This window comes from Pantoea wallisii, from assembly GCF_002095485.1.
Classification (GTDB): Bacteria; Pseudomonadota; Gammaproteobacteria; order Enterobacterales; family Enterobacteriaceae; genus Pantoea; species Pantoea wallisii.
The window spans coordinates 20242-34498 of sequence record NZ_MLFS01000035.1 but is presented as its reverse complement, the minus strand read 5'-3'; the positions used below and the strand labels follow the sequence as shown (position 1 = coordinate 34498).

Genomic DNA, 14257 nt, shown 5'->3' with positions numbered 1-14257 from the left:
GGTTACCCGGACGCGCTTAACCTGCCCAGCGCGACTGACGAATAACGCTGCAGAAGTTCAGCGGCCGGAACGCAGGTTGTTTATCTGCAATGACATCGGCTTTCACGTTACCGAACGTCGTATCCGGTTTATGTTTAATGCCCTCGTAAAATGCCTGAATGATCTCCTCTTTAAATTGCGCCGGGCGCGGATGCTGCTGAACCACAGCAGCACGCTGCTCATCGCTGAACTGTTCATAATTGATGCCCAGCACATCCATCTCTACGCCGGCGGTGACCAGCGCAATCTCAGGTGCCATAAATTCAGGGATACCGGGCGTAGTATGCAGCGCGATGGCGGTCCAGACTTTGTCGATGTCGGCCCGATCTACGCCATAACTCTTCAGAAAATCGCGTGCCGCATTGGCGCCGTCAACTTCGAAGCGCTTGTCACAGCTGCAGTGCTCTTTGGTCAACCCAACATCGTGGAACATGCAGCCAACATACAGCAACTCCGCATCGACCTTTAAGCCCAGCCGCTGACCTGCCAGCGCGCCCCAGTAGTAAACCCGGCTGGAGTGGTGAAACAGCAGGTCCGATTCGGTGTCGCGCACCAGTGCTGTGGCGTCACGGGCCATTTTGCTGTCGGGAATGCCAATGCCGTTAAGGGTAAAACTCATGATAGTGCTCCTCGCAGTTAAGTTGCACTCAGCATAAAGCGACGGCACAATGTCTTAAATCTATGTTTAGCGATGTTTAAAGACATTGCGATGAAAGGGGACAGCGAAACGATGCGCAATCAGCAAATAATCCTGTTGGCGGTGCCCGGTGTGCAACTGCTGGATGTGTCGGGTCCACTGGATGTATTTGCCGAGGCTAACCGGCTACTCAGGCGGCCCGTTTATCGGCTTAGCGTCATGGCGCTGGAGGAGGCTGACGTTACCTGCTCCTCTGGCGTGCGGTTACGGGCAGACCAGCTGTTGAGTCAGGCTGCTGACCATAATCCACACACTTTTTTGGTTGCCGGTGCGCCGGATGCCAGCCAGCGGCAGCTCTCTGCGCAGCAGCGTGCGCAGATCGTGGCGCTGTGCCAGCGCAGCCAACGCTATGGCTCGGTGTGCAGCGGTGCGCTCCTGCTGGCGCAGACCGGACTGCTGAACGGTAAAAAAGTGACGACACACTGGGCCTGCGCTGATGCGCTGGCAATGCAGCTTCCGGATGCACAGGTTGAAGCTGATGCCCTGTATGTGGCGGATGGCCCGCTACGCACCGCAGCAGGCGTCACCTCGGGTCTGGATCTGGCGCTGCGACTGGTGGAAGAGGATTTGGGGCGTGAACTGACGCAGGAGATCGCGGCCAATCTGGTGATGTTTTTCCAGCGACCGGTCAATCAAAGCCACTTTGTGCGTAAGCAGCAGACCTCGCTGGCCGGGCGTAGCGCTTTGCAGGCAATGCAGCGCTGGGCGCTGGCGAATCTGGCGGAGATCAAGGGGGTGGAGGATTTGGCGGCGCACATGAATCTGAGTACGCGTCATCTTACGCGGCTATTTAATCAGGCGTTGCATATTCAGCCCGGCGCATGGCTGGAGCGCGCGCGCATCGCACAGGCACGTACGCTGCTGGAGAATCCGGCGCTGCCGCTCAAGACGATTCCGGCTGCCTGTGGTTATCGCAGCGCGGATGTCATGCGGCGCGCCTTTATTAAAATCACCGGCATGACACCCTCGCATTATCGCAAAATGTCTATCCCGGCCGAGGGAGCCTGAGCGGCGACCCGAAAGCGTCGCCAGCAGGTCTTACTCAGGCCAGTTGTCCAGTACGCGCTGACGTACCTCTTCAGGATATCCCTGAGCAAATGAGGCATGTAAATGGCGCTGGGTTTGCAGCGTATCAAACACCACTTTTGGCCCTTTACCGGCAACGTATTCCGCTTCGTCGTAACACTGTGGCAAACGGATCACGCGCTGGTCTTCAAACACCACGCGACGACCTGTAGGGTGTACGCGGGTTGATAGCGCCCACACCACTTCGCGCAGATTGGTGGGATCAAAGTCATCATCGACCACATACACTTTTGGGATAAACACCATGGCGCTGGTTTTAAACAGGATGTCGCCGATACGCTGCGCCAGCGCCTCACTGGTCACGCCTGGCACGCTATCGCGCCAGGCCTGTGGCATCACCACCAGCAGCCAGTGCACGGTAGAATCTTCCGGAATCCAGGTAGTTTTAACCGGCAGACCCGCTTCACGCAGGTAAGTCAGCGCATCGGCGGCCAGCCCCATTGCCCATAGCGTATGCGACTCATCAACCGGACGGCCGGTAATTGACATCGGCCAGATTGGATTATGGCGATGGGTAATGGTTTCGACATGGAAGGTCGGTTGCGCCGAGGAGCCTTCTCCCAGGTAACCGCCATACTCGCCGTACGGGCCCTCCTGGCAGTCGCGCGCGATCGATACATGCCCTTCAATCACTATCTCAGCCGTGGCGGGCACATCAAGATCGATACTGATCGCTTTCACCACCGGCACCGGTTCGCCCGCAAGTGTGCCAATGTAGTCGGCTTCATCGGCATTGGCCGGAATCGGAATGCCGGAAACGCACGAGATGGCCGGCGCCGGCCCCTGCACCAGCGCATAGGGCATGGGCTCGCCGCGTTCAACCCATTGGGTCCAGATCTGACCGATATGCTGGCTGGGGACGATCAAACCGACCATGCGTTTACCGTCCACTTTCATTACGCGCGCAATTGACCAGTTCACCCATTTCCCGTCCGGCGTTTTGACAATCAACGTGCCCCAGGTGTTTGCATAGCGGCCGCCATCTTTGTCATGCGCAAAAGGGATCGGGAAGCGATCCAGGGTGGCATCGTCACCGCGCAGGATATTTTGCTGGCACTCAGCGTCAGCTGATGAAACGCGTACGGGCGGAATCCCCGGTTTAAAACGTGCCGCTGACAGGGCTTCAATAATCTCCGGTCCGCTGGAGTCCGGGGCCAGGCCCAGCGACATGGCAACGCGCGCATACGGCATATCCCGACGTGAAGATAGCGAAGCTGGCGCGCCGAACAGACGAAAACCGCGAGCCACGCCCGCTACGTTATGGAACAGCGGAGCCGGTGATGCTATTTCATAGCTGCGGCGCGTGATCGCGCTGGGCTCAAAATCACCGTCCACCTCGCGGTGCACGTGCATGATGTCGCCCATCTCATCGAGGGCAGCGATGAAGCTGCGTAAATCACCATAATATTTCATCAGGCTCTCCTTAAGCCGTAGGGGAACAGAGGCGCAGACCGGTTCAGTGTATTACCGGGCGTAGCCGACATGCGCACAGGCGGGATGGACCTGAAGCGATGCCGACAGGTTGTAGAGAGGGCACATGGGCGGTAGCATCAGTGCGCCTCCCCGCCGGGCACGCCGGTAATCCGCTTCATCCGGAGACCGATATACTGTATAGTTAAATCTCAAACTGTTTGTGTTCGAACTATAAGATTGCCGTTTTAAGGAGTCAAGCACACCGATGTCACAAAATTCTGACTTAATTCTCGCTGCCCCCTTGTGGCCGCACGGCGATTGTTCGTTAATGCATCTGGTACGGCGTGCAGGCCAGCACTCGACTTACTGCTGGTCACAGTGCGTTGATACCGGTCTTTCGGCGGTGCAATATGCCATTCTGGTGGTGCTAGCGGAGGAGACATCCTGCGATCAGCAAACGCTGGGCAACCGCGCCGGATTTGATAAAGCCACCGGCACTTATCTGATCGATCGTATGAGCAAAAGTGGCTTGCTGCAGGTGGAAACAGACGCCAGCAATCGCCGCCGTAAGCGGGTCTCTATGACTGCAGCCGGCGAAGCGATGCTGCAGCAGATGGTGGCGCAGGCCAAACGCGCGGAGCAGATGATCGCCGCCGACCTCAATGCGCAGGATATTGCCGACCTGAAGCGCTTGCTCAGTAAGCTGGGTGGATTGCAGGAACCTGAAAAAGATGCCGCACACAACGGACGCTGAATACCTCGCTGAGCCAAAACCCGATCTCACTATCGGTTTTTTGCTGATGAAAAGTTTTACGCTCGCGTCAGTTGCCGGGCTGGTGGAGTCCCTGCGTTTTGCCGCGGATGAATCCTTCAGCAGCCGGCAGATCTTCTGCCGCTGGGAGTGGATGACCTGTGACAATCAGCCGGTGACCGCCAGCTGCGGATTGCCGGTCTCACCGACTGCAACGTTAGATTTCAGCACGCGCTGGGACTATTTCGTGGTAGCAGGCGGATTACTGGAGGAGACGCGTCAGCCACCGCAGTGGTTACTGGAGGCGCTGCGCGCGCTGCACGCGCGTAATATCCCGATCATTACGTTGTGCAGCGGCGCCTTTGTCGCGGGTAATGCCGGGTTACTGGATGGCCGTCACTGCGCGATTCATTTCACCACGCGTGATGAGTTCCGCCTGCGTTTTCCCAAAGCCATTCCGGTGATTGATAAAACCTATATCAAAGATGGCGGCATCATCTCATGCCCTGGCGGCACGGCAATTGATCTGGCCGCCGACCTGATTCGTCAGCACTGCGGGTTAGTACGCTCTCAGAAGGTGCTGAAGTATCTGCTGGTGGAAGAGCCGGCCGCGCCGGTGAAAAAAGTCCCGCCCCAAAACATGCTTAACGAACCGGATGTCTACGAGAATGACCTGGTGAATAAGGTGATCGAGTTTATGAAACACCACCTGGATTCACCGGTGCCGCTGGCTGATGTGGCCGGATTTGCCGGCGTGACGTTTCGCCAGCTAAATTTGATTTTCAGCAAATGTACCGGCTACTCGGCCGCCGTTTACTGGCGCCGGATGCGGCTGGAGCATGCACGCAAGCTGATGGCTGATTCCAGCAACAGTATCAATGCCATTGCCGCAGCAACCGGCTTTGCCGACGCGTCTCACCTGATCGCCTGGTTCCGTAAACAGTATGGCGAAACACCAAGTTCATTCAGAAAACGGCGGCGCGTAGTCGAACGGCTGGTGAAAGAGTAGAGGGATGCGCTGCACGGCAGACCGATCATGCAGGCGGCCCTGAAAACCGGGCCGCCCTGCAACGTCTTACTGAGTAAGTGCCCGCTTAGCCGGTATGTTTAGACCAGCTACCGCTGACATGCTGCGTCTGAGGCGTGCTTTCATCATCCAGCGAGGCGGCGTCTTCCAGGCTGCGTGCGGCGGTTTCCGGCGCGAGGAACCACGATACCAGCAGACCGAGAAGCGTGATCGCGGCAGCGATATACATGGTAGGGCCAATACCGATAGATTGCAGGGAGATGGGGATCAGATAAGTACCTACCGCCGCGCCAATACGCGACATCGAAGTACCGATGCCCACCGCACCGGCGCGAATCACCGTCGGGAAGATCTCATTCGGATAGACCAGCTGCAGCACCTGTGCACCGCCGATGAATAGCGCATACGCACCAAACAGAATCAGGATAACCATGGACGGTCCATCACGGAGCGCCCCCAGCAGCAACAGAGCCAGACCAGACCACAAAAAGCTATGGAGCAGCAACTTACGACGGCCAAGGGTATTCACCATGCGCGTAGCAAGCACGCAGCCCACCACAAAAAGAAGCGTAATGGCGATGGAACCATACGCCGCCCAGTCACCGCTTAAATGCAGCGCTTCCAGCACTTTGGGTGCAAAGGCGTAGACTGCAAACACCGGAATCACCGAACAGGTCCAGAAAATAGTCACAAACGCCATGCGTTTGCCATAACCGGAGTGCAGCAGATGAAGGAATGAGAGCTTTTTGCTCTCGGCTTGCTGCGACAGGTTTTTCAGGCCGAAGCTGGCGCCATAGACGCGGCGGATAATGGCTTCGGCCTCCGCTGCACGCCCTTTACTGAGCAACCAGCGTGGCGATTCTGGCGTTCCCAGACGCACCAGAAACAGGAGCGCACCAATCACTGCTGTGCTGGCCAGCGCCCAGCGCCAGGCGTCGGTACCGCCCAGATTAAGGATAGCGCCACCCGCCAGATAGGCCATAGCCGCACCGGCAAACCACAGAATGGTCAGCGTTGCCAGGCAAGGCCCACGCGAGCGCTTCGGCATAAACTCCACCAAAAACGCGGTAGCAACCGGATATTCGATGCCAACGGCGATACCGGTCAGAAAGCGCAGCACAAAGAGCATTTCACCGCTCTGCACCCAAAATTGCGCAACCGAGCAGAGGACAAACAGCGTTGGCCCGACGAAGTAGATGCGACGGCGACCAAAACGGTCAGTCAATGCGCCGCCCATAAAGCCGCCAAAGAAGATGCCAATCAGCGCAGAAGCGGCAATTAAGCCTTCCCAAAATGCGCTTAGCCCTAATGCCGGTGAGACTTGGGTCATCGCGATGCCGATAATGCTCAGCACATAACCATCTACAAATGAACCGCCGCCGGAACGCACCGTTAGCAGGCGATGAAAACGACTGATCGGTACATCTTCAACAGAAATATTATTAGCCATTGTTAACTCCTGTTTCTCCGGCGCGTAAATAATCAGGTAATAGCGCGGCTGAAATAAGCATATTGAGCGATGAATGCTTACCGCAGATACATGACGCTATCGCCTTATTGTTCATAAGGACGCCGAAGAGAATATAAACCTGTCATGATTCGAAAATGATATCCATAGCTGATATCAGGTGAGTAAATAATTAATCTGGAACGGTCATTTAAAAATCCTCCGGTGTGAAAAGGGTCGGATGAATAATGCGTTTGCGTTTGTCTGAGTTGTAATAGTTTTTTTATATGGGAGGAGATTCCTCCCGTCACTACTCCACGGTTTTACTGCTGAGCTTATGGCTGGCAACCGTGCGCGTTGACCACCAACACACCAGCGAGCCGAGGCTGACCATAGCCGTGCCCTGCCAGAAAGAGATTGTCAGTGTGGAATCGAGGATTACTGCAGCTAAAATAGACGAAATGATAGGGATGAAGTACGAAGCTGCGGCTAAAACGGTAACGTTGCCATGCAGAATGCCGACGTTCCACGCGGCATAACCGAAGCCCATCGCCATCGCTGCAAGCGCCAGGCAAACCCATACCTGAAACGACAAAATAAATGCGGGCTGGGGTGAAACCAGAAATTTAACCCATAACGTCAGCGCAGTTAAAATAAAGAACAGCGTTATCCCGTTGTGACCGTTGGCTATTTTCTTTGTGACAACGCAATAAACTGACCAGATGATCGCACCGCTAAAAGCCAGACCATAGCTCAGCGGATTGTCCATAACATTGTGCGCCATTTCGCTGAAAGAGAAGCCCCGATCGCCGCCCAGTACACGACAAATACCGGCAATGGCTAATATGACACCAGGAATAATTAACGGGCTGGTTCTTTGCCGGTTAATCACGACCGCCAGCACGATGGTCATGCTCGGCCAGAGGTAATTCACCATGCCCACTTCAATGGCCTGGCGACCATTATGCGTAAAGCCAAGTGACAGCGAGAGGCAGAGTTCGTAACAGACGAACAGAACACTTCCGATGACCAGATAGCTGCGCGGAAACCTCCGCAAATTGGGGAAACCCACCGTGAACAGCAGCAGCGCCGCGCTGCAGCTATAAATTAGCGCGGCACCGGCAATCGGCCCGAAACCTTCACTGACGCTTTTTATCAATCCAACAATCGCGCTCCACAGCAGGATGGCAATCAAACCTATGAGCGTCGCTTTCTTCTGGGGCATCACCCGCTACCTCTATGACTGTGTGTTCACCCGTAATGACGGTGAAGAATTGCCTGTTAAAACCAGGTTAAAGCCAGCCTCAAAACTATGCTTCCCGATGAGCAGTGTAAAGACGTCTGGCTGGACGAGAATCGTGGAATGTGATCGTTATCGGAATTCATATAGAAAAATTATTCAACAATAATAATTATTTATCTTATTGTTTTTAAGTATTTTTATTTTAATTGCATGTAGAAATATTCCATAAATAAGTATTTGCTTTGTATTTTCATTGTATACAAAAAACTTATGCCGATTGACCTGCTTCCGCACTGTATGCAAATTGTTAACAAACGCAACCTGATGGCGTTGCCTTTACGACTAAATTTCACCCTGGAGGTTATCGTGTTGACATTTGATGGTATCTACACCCCGGCTATTACCCCTTACGCAGAAGATGGTCGTATTGATTTTGCCGCTTTTGCGGATGTGCTGGAGTCGCTGATTGAAGCGCGTGTACACGGCATCATCATCGGCGGATCAACCGGCGAGTATTATGCACAAAGTACTGAAGAGCGTCTGTCGCTGGTTGAGCATGCCCGTAAAGTGATCGGTAACCGACTGCCGCTGGTGGTAGGAACCGGGGCGATTCGTACCGAAGATGCGGTGGCGTTTGCAACACACGCTCGCGATCATAAAGCCGATGCGATCCTGGTGACCTCACCGCCGTATGCGCTGCCGACCGAACTGGAAAACGCGCATCACGCGCTGACCGTGGATAAAGCTGCACAGCTGCCAATCATGCTCTACAACTATCCGGGTCGTATGGGCATCACCATGGGTGAAACCTACTTCCGTGAAGTCAGCCGCTCAAAAAATGTGGTCGCGATTAAAGAGAGTTCCGGTGACTTTAACAACCTGCATCTGCTGGCCTGTAAATTCCCGAACATCGCGCTCTCATGCGGCTGGGACGATCAGGCTTTAGAGTTCTTCGCCTGGGGCGCACGCAGCTGGGTTTGCGCGGGCTCCAACTTCATTCCACGTGAGCATGTCGCGCTCTATAACGCCTGCGTTATCGAAAAAGATTTTGATAAAGGCCGCAAAATCATGGCCGCGATGATGCCGCTGATGAACTTCCTCGACGGCGGTAAGTTCGTGCAGTCGATCAAGTACGGTGCAGAGCTGATTGGCCTGAAAACCGGTGCGGTGCGTGCGCCACTGCAGGCGCTGGCAGAAGAGGAGAAAGCCCAACTGAAAGCGGTGATTGAAGGCGTTAAACGTGATGTTGCTGCAGTCACTGTGCTGTAAGGAGCTGGCATGAAACAGATTGAAACGCTGAGTGATGTAGTAAGCGTGGCGCGTGCGCTGCGTTTCGCAGATAAAGCTTTTATCAATGGACGCTTCACGGCGGCGCTATCTGGTAACACGCTGGAAACCACCAACCCGGCGACCGGCGAGCACCTGGCAGATCTTGCGGCCTGTAACGCAGAGGATGTCGACGCTGCGGTAAAAGCAGCGCGTGCCGCCTTTGAGGCAGGCAGCTGGAGCCAACGGCATCCCGGCGAGCGCAAAGCGGTGCTGCTGAAACTGGCCGCGCTCATGGAACAGGAAGTGACACAGCTCGCGGTGCTGGAGAGCCTCGACAGCGGCAAGCCGGTTAGCGAGTGCCTGGCAGTGGATGTGCCGGAAACCATTCACGTAATCAAATGGCATGCGGAAGCCATTGATAAACTTTACGATCACACGGCACCAGTAGGGAATGGCGCAATGGCGATGGTGGTGCGTGAACCCATCGGTGTGGTGGGTTGCGTGCTGCCGTGGAACTTCCCGCTGCTGATGCTGGCGTGGAAGATTGGGCCGGCGCTGGCTGCAGGCTGTTCGGTTATCGTGAAACCGGCTGAACAAACCTCGTTGACAGCGCTGCGTGTGGCCGAACTGGCCCACGAAGCGGGCATTCCGGCGGGCGTGCTGAACATCGTAACCGGCACCGGTAAAGAGGTTGGTGAGCCAATAGGCTTACATGCGGATATCGATATGGTGAGCTTCACCGGTTCTACCGCCACCGGCCGCCGCTTCCTGCATTATGCCGCCGAATCTAACCTGAAAAAGGTGGTGCTGGAGTGCGGCGGGAAAAATCCGGCAATTGTGTTTGATGATGCCGACGATCTGGCCAGCGTAGCGGCAAATGTGCTGAATGGCGCGTTCTGGAACATGGGTGAAAACTGCTCCGCAACGTCCCGCCTGCTGGTGCATGAGCAGGTGAAAGATGCACTGCTCAAGCATATGGCTGAACAGATTGGCGAATGGCGGATGGGCAATCCGCTTGATCCGGAGAACCGTCTTGGCACCATGATCACCGCCGATCACTTCTGCAAGGTGAGTGGTTATCTGACCACGGCGCGCAAAGAGGGGCTGAAAGTGGTGCAGGGCGGGTTTACTGACCGCGGTATTTACGTGCAACCCACGATCATTGATGGCGTCACGCCAAAAAGCGCGCTGTTCCGCGAGGAGATTTTCGGTCCGGTGCTGTGTGTGACCACCTTCAAAACCGAAGCGGAAGCTATCGCTCTGGCGAATGATACCGATTACGGTCTGGCAGCATCGGTGTATACCGGCAAGCTGAATCGCGCTATTCGTGTCTCGCGCGCCGTACGTGCCGGAACCGTGACGGTAAACTGCTTCGGTGAAGGGGATGCGACAACCCCGTTCGGCGGCTATAAGCAGTCCGGTTTCGGTGGGCGTGACAAATCGGTGTTCGCGCTTGATCAATATACCGAGCTGAAAACCATCTGGATTGATCTCCCGGCTGAGTAAACTCTATTACTGAGTCCGGATATAACTATCTGACCAATCGGCGCGGCGTGGTGTTAAGCCCTGTACACTGCGCCGTGCCCGATAGCCGTCATGGCCTTCACCGGGCGGGGATAGTATAATTCCTCCCGGCGCCCCTTGCTATTAACCTGTTGTTATCGCATTAAATTCCCCTCTGTGATCTCACGCAAAGCGCGAGAAATATCCCACAATTATTTTTGCTGTATACACACTTTTTCTGTAGGTTAACCTGCTATGGATTGTGCATTTCACCGTCAGTGATTTCAGGAGGCCGGATTGAGATCGGGTAAAGCAGCGTTATACGAAGATTTAAAACGCCATATTTTAACCATGGAACTGGACCCCGATGCGCTGCTGGATGAAGCCAGCCTGACAGCGCAGTATGGTCTTTCACGTACACCGGTACGGGAAGTATTTCAGCGCCTGGCGGGCGAAGGGTATCTGGAGATTGTAGAGAAACGCGGCGTGCGCGTTATCCCGATGAGCCATGCCACACTGCGTAACTTCTTTCTGGTCGCGCCGATGGTGTATGCCGCCATTGGTCGTCTGGCCGTGCAGAACGTCAAACCTTCGCAGCTAAAAGCGCTAAAAGAGACCCAAAAGCGTTTCCGTAAAGCCGTACAAACCCGTGACGGCGAAGCGCTGGCGCTGGAGAATAATCGTTTCCATGAGATCATGGGCGAGATGGCGGCCAACCCCTATCTGCAACCGAGCCTGGGGCGTCTCCTGATTGATCACTGCCGTATCGGGCACACATTTTTCCGCCCGCAAAATGCAGATATGGAGCGCCGGCTAACGCTGGCCGCAGAGCACCATGACGCCTTTATCGCCGCCATTGAAGCGCGCGATGAGCAGGCAGTCGTGGATTTGGTGTTTGAGCACTGGGAGCTATCGCGCGAAAACATGGAAATTTTCATCGCCCCGCAAGGGTTGAAAGCCGATGATCTGATCCAGACGCCGGAGAGCGACAAGCAATAATCTGATGGGATACCCGGCCCGGTGCGCATCATTGCGCCGGGAATCGGTATCCTGCCTGCCGTATCGTCACTCATGACAACCTTATACTCCCTTTTCATCCCTGCCAGCGTACAACCTGCCTGTCCGATATCTCAGCAGCATTAATAACTTCGAAAATTTTGCGATCCATCACGCAATCATATGCTGAACGCATTGACAACATTTCGCCAAAATCAGTAAATTTTTATACATCAAGTATACGAGAAATATACATTGAGAGTGCATTCACCCATTGTGTTTTACACCAAAAAATAAACCCTGCTTCGTACCGGTTCTACCGCCGGCTGCGAAATAACGAAAGTGTACGGGAGTAACTGAATTGCAAAAGATAACGTCTCTGCCCGCCGATGATTCGATGCCGGGCTGGTTTCATACCAGCCGCGCCCGCACGCCGCGTCCTGCGCATATTGGTCAAAAGAGAGCGCGTTTCGCGATTGTCGGTGCGGGCCTCACCGGCCTGGCCGCTGCGCGTCAGCTGGCGACCCATTTCCCGGATGACGAAGTGGTACTGATTGAAGCGCAGGAGGTTGGGTACGGCTCTGCCGGACGTAACGCCGGCTTCGCCATCGATGTCCCGCATGATATTGGTGCGAAAGATTATATCGGTGATGTGACCACGGCGAATCTGGTGCTTAAGCTCAATACGCTGGGGCAAAACTATCTGCGTGAAATTGTGCAGAAGTACAGCATTGAGTGCCAGATGTCGGAATCTGGCAAATATCAGGCGGCGGTCAGCGAGCAGGGCATTGCTATCCTGGAGGCGTATCGTAGCGGGCTGGCAAAAATCGGCCGCGATTCACAGATGATTGCCGGTAGCGATCTGCCTGAACATATCGGCACTGCTTACTATAAGCAGGCGCTGTTTATTCCCGGCACCATCCTGTTACAACCCTCAGCGCTGGTAAAAGGGTTGGCGGATAGTCTGCCGTCCAACGTCACGCTCTATGAGTATACGCCGATCACCTCCATTGATTACGGCGATAAAGTGACTCTGATTCACGATCGCGGCAGCATCACTGCCGATACGCTGATCCTCGCGAACAACGGCTTTGCTTCGCACTTTGGCTTCCTGCAGCGCCGTCTGCTGCCGACTTTCCTCTACGGTAGCTTGTCGCGTCAGTTAACCGCAGAGGAGCAGGCCCGGCTCGGGGGGAAACCCGTGTGGGGTGTCATTCCGGCGCACCCATTTGGCAGTACGATACGCCGTACCGTGGACAACCGTATCCTGGTGCGTAACAGCTTTAGCTTCCATCCGGATGGTCGCCCGCGCGAAAAGTATCTGAGTCAATATCTGGAGAACCATCGCAAATCGTTTGAGCGCCGTTTCCCGATGCTGCCAAAAGTCGATTTTGAGTATACCTGGAGCGGGGCGATCTGCCTGTCTGAAAATCATGAAGGCTTCTTTGGCAAACTGGCACCGAATGTATACGGCGCACTCTGCTGTAACGGTCTTGGCATCACGCGCGGCACCGCAACCGGAAAACTGATTGCGGATCTCATCGCTGGCAAGCGGCATGAGCTGATCGACTTCCTTACCCGGTCGCCGGGACCTAATCAGACGCCGCCGGAGCCGTTCCTGTCGATCGGGGTCAATTCGGTGCTGAAGTGGGGCCAGTTCCGCGCCGGCATGGAAATTTAATGCGCCAGCCGCCGCGCAGGCGGCCAGAAACAGCGATCAGGCCAGGCCGTCAACAATGGTGATCATGGCCTTTGCCACATCAATACGTTGCTGACGCGCCAGCTGATACTCTTCGGAGTGATAACACGCCAGCGCGGTTTGATAATCGGGAAATTCAATGACAACGTGTTTAACGAATGTCTCGCCCTCAAGTGAGGTGGCATTTTCACCGCGCGCAAGAAATTTAGCCTGATATTTGCGAAAAGCCAGCGGCGCTAAATCAATATAGTGTTGATATTGCGCCTCATCATCAATAGTCACGTGGGCAATCCAGTAAGCGGGCATTATTTCTCCTCGGTGGTCAAAATTGACTTTGCCAAACTGGCGGCTTCGGTCAAATGCTGAATCACGGCCTCTTTGGCCTGCTGCGCATTATTCTCTTCAATGGCTTCGTAAATACGTGACATGCGTTCAAAACCAGCGACCTGACGCGCCGGGCTGCGCAGCGTTAGCGCACGCAGGCGACTGATACGGCTGTTAAGTCGCTGTACGATCTCCCAGGCAATGTGATGTTTTGCAATCGAAAACAGCGCTTCATAAAAATCCTGTGAGGCTTCCACGCGCTCAATATCGTCCTGATCGCGCGAGGCTTTCGCAATGCGCAGTAATTTCTGGTGCAGATTTTTTTTATCATCGCGCGTAGCAACGGTCGCACAATCTTTTGCCGCTTCTGACTCCAGCAGCAGGCGAATATCGTAAATCTGCTCGGCGACCTCCCAGGTCAATACCGCCACGATAGGTCCTTTTTTCGGCAGATTTTCAATTAATCCTTCGGCCTCAAGGTAGCGAATCACTTCACGCACCACGGTGCGGCTAACGCCTAACTCCTCGCACAGATTGCGTTCAACTAAACGATCTCCCGCTTTGAAATAGCCCGAAATAATTGCCTGACGAATTTTTGCCAGCGCAAGCTCGCGTAATGTCACTGGCGTGTTTTCAATTTTTAAGGAGTGACTCGCAACCATAATCTTCTCTATGTTGAAATAAGAATTCAGCCTTCGCGCTAATAAAATTCAACTGCTTTTTACTATTAGCACTCTTTTCCGGACGAAAGCAACGCCAGCAC

The 14257-nt window shown here is 54.7% G+C and carries 13 protein-coding genes; 7 read left to right on the top strand and 6 right to left on the bottom strand.

What is annotated here, in order from left to right; all coding sequences use genetic code 11:
* Nucleotides 1-16 precede the first annotated feature (16 nt).
* Nucleotides 17-658: an HD domain-containing protein gene (locus HA48_RS13265; protein ID WP_128601736.1), complete on the bottom strand. Its 642-nt coding sequence runs from the start codon at nucleotides 656-658 to the stop codon at nucleotides 17-19.
* 72 nt (nucleotides 659-730) lie between these two features.
* On the opposite strand from HA48_RS13265, the gene HA48_RS13260 reads away from it, so the two are divergent.
* Nucleotides 731-1744 (top strand): GlxA family transcriptional regulator, encoded by a 1014-nt coding sequence (locus tag HA48_RS13260; protein WP_244182848.1) that lies wholly within the window; start codon nucleotides 731-733, stop codon nucleotides 1742-1744.
* Nucleotides 1745-1774: 30 nt separating this feature from the next.
* Here the strand turns inward: HA48_RS13260 and HA48_RS13255 are convergent, their stop codons facing one another.
* Nucleotides 1775-3235, bottom strand: a complete 1461-nt coding sequence (locus HA48_RS13255) for a UbiD family decarboxylase (RefSeq protein WP_128601735.1) — start codon at nucleotides 3233-3235, stop codon at nucleotides 1775-1777.
* A 265-nt stretch (nucleotides 3236-3500) separates the two neighbouring features.
* Here HA48_RS13255 and HA48_RS13250 point away from each other — a divergent pair, with 265 nt between their 5' ends.
* Together HA48_RS13250 and HA48_RS13245 are read left to right on the top strand one after the other, a co-directional pair.
* Nucleotides 3501-3989 (top strand): MarR family winged helix-turn-helix transcriptional regulator, encoded by a 489-nt coding sequence (locus HA48_RS13250; RefSeq protein ID WP_128601734.1) that lies wholly within the window; start codon nucleotides 3501-3503, stop codon nucleotides 3987-3989.
* Complete coding sequence (locus HA48_RS13245; RefSeq protein WP_128601733.1) at nucleotides 3967-4995, top strand: GlxA family transcriptional regulator; 1029 nt, start codon at nucleotides 3967-3969, stop codon at nucleotides 4993-4995. The genes HA48_RS13250 and HA48_RS13245 overlap by 23 nt, the downstream gene beginning before the upstream one ends.
* An 85-nt stretch (nucleotides 4996-5080) precedes the next feature.
* Here the strand turns inward: HA48_RS13245 and HA48_RS13240 are convergent, their stop codons facing one another.
* Together HA48_RS13240 and yddG are read right to left on the bottom strand one after the other, a co-directional pair.
* Nucleotides 5081-6463 (bottom strand): MFS transporter, encoded by a 1383-nt coding sequence (locus HA48_RS13240; protein WP_128601732.1) that lies wholly within the window; start codon nucleotides 6461-6463, stop codon nucleotides 5081-5083.
* A gap of 307 nt (nucleotides 6464-6770) precedes the next feature.
* Complete coding sequence (yddG, locus tag HA48_RS13235; RefSeq protein WP_128601731.1) at nucleotides 6771-7685, bottom strand: aromatic amino acid DMT transporter YddG; 915 nt, start codon at nucleotides 7683-7685, stop codon at nucleotides 6771-6773.
* A gap of 384 nt (nucleotides 7686-8069) precedes the next feature.
* Here yddG and HA48_RS13230 point away from each other — a divergent pair, with 384 nt between their 5' ends.
* The 4 genes from HA48_RS13230 (at nucleotide 8070) to HA48_RS13215 (ending at nucleotide 13152) form a co-directional block, all read left to right on the top strand.
* Nucleotides 8070-8972 (top strand): dihydrodipicolinate synthase family protein, encoded by a 903-nt coding sequence (locus HA48_RS13230; RefSeq protein WP_208613134.1) that lies wholly within the window; start codon nucleotides 8070-8072, stop codon nucleotides 8970-8972.
* Between the two features lie 9 nt (nucleotides 8973-8981).
* On the top strand, nucleotides 8982-10478 hold the full coding sequence (locus tag HA48_RS13225; protein ID WP_128601730.1) for an aldehyde dehydrogenase: 1497 nt from the start codon (nucleotides 8982-8984) through the stop codon (nucleotides 10476-10478).
* A gap of 294 nt (nucleotides 10479-10772) precedes the next feature.
* Nucleotides 10773-11474 carry a GntR family transcriptional regulator gene (locus HA48_RS13220; protein ID WP_128601729.1) on the top strand — a complete coding sequence of 234 codons (702 nt, stop codon included), beginning with the start codon at nucleotides 10773-10775 and terminating at the stop codon, nucleotides 11472-11474.
* Nucleotides 11475-11832: 358 nt separating this feature from the next.
* Entirely contained in the window at nucleotides 11833-13152 is a 1320-nt protein-coding gene (locus tag HA48_RS13215; RefSeq protein WP_128601728.1) for an NAD(P)/FAD-dependent oxidoreductase, read from the top strand.
* 36 nt (nucleotides 13153-13188) lie between these two features.
* Here the strand turns inward: HA48_RS13215 and HA48_RS13210 are convergent, their stop codons facing one another.
* Nucleotides 13189-13476 carry a DUF1330 domain-containing protein gene (locus tag HA48_RS13210; protein WP_128601727.1) on the bottom strand — a complete coding sequence of 96 codons (288 nt, stop codon included), beginning with the start codon at nucleotides 13474-13476 and terminating at the stop codon, nucleotides 13189-13191.
* Complete coding sequence (locus HA48_RS13205; RefSeq protein ID WP_244182847.1) at nucleotides 13476-14117, bottom strand: GntR family transcriptional regulator; 642 nt, start codon at nucleotides 14115-14117, stop codon at nucleotides 13476-13478. Before HA48_RS13205 ends, HA48_RS13210 begins: the two co-directional genes overlap by 1 nt.
* Nucleotides 14118-14257: the final 140 nt, after the last annotated feature.

What these genes read in the sequence shown, in the direction of transcription:
- HA48_RS13265 (WP_128601736.1), bottom strand. Translation starts at nt 658, where the DNA reads ATGAGTTTTACCCTTAACGGCATTGGCATTCCCGACAGCAAAATGGCC.
- HA48_RS13260 (WP_244182848.1), top strand. Translation starts at nt 731, where the DNA reads ATGTTTAAAGACATTGCGATGAAAGGGGACAGCGAAACGATGCGCAAT.
- HA48_RS13255 (WP_128601735.1), bottom strand. Translation starts at nt 3,235, where the DNA reads ATGAAATATTATGGTGATTTACGCAGCTTCATCGCTGCCCTCGATGAG.
- HA48_RS13250 (WP_128601734.1), top strand. Translation starts at nt 3,501, where the DNA reads ATGTCACAAAATTCTGACTTAATTCTCGCTGCCCCCTTGTGGCCGCAC.
- HA48_RS13245 (WP_128601733.1), top strand. Translation starts at nt 3,967, where the DNA reads ATGCCGCACACAACGGACGCTGAATACCTCGCTGAGCCAAAACCCGAT.
- HA48_RS13240 (WP_128601732.1), bottom strand. Translation starts at nt 6,463, where the DNA reads ATGGCTAATAATATTTCTGTTGAAGATGTACCGATCAGTCGTTTTCAT.
- yddG (WP_128601731.1), bottom strand. Translation starts at nt 7,685, where the DNA reads ATGCCCCAGAAGAAAGCGACGCTCATAGGTTTGATTGCCATCCTGCTG.
- HA48_RS13225 (WP_128601730.1), top strand. Translation starts at nt 8,982, where the DNA reads ATGAAACAGATTGAAACGCTGAGTGATGTAGTAAGCGTGGCGCGTGCG.
- HA48_RS13210 (WP_128601727.1), bottom strand. Translation starts at nt 13,476, where the DNA reads ATGCCCGCTTACTGGATTGCCCACGTGACTATTGATGATGAGGCGCAA.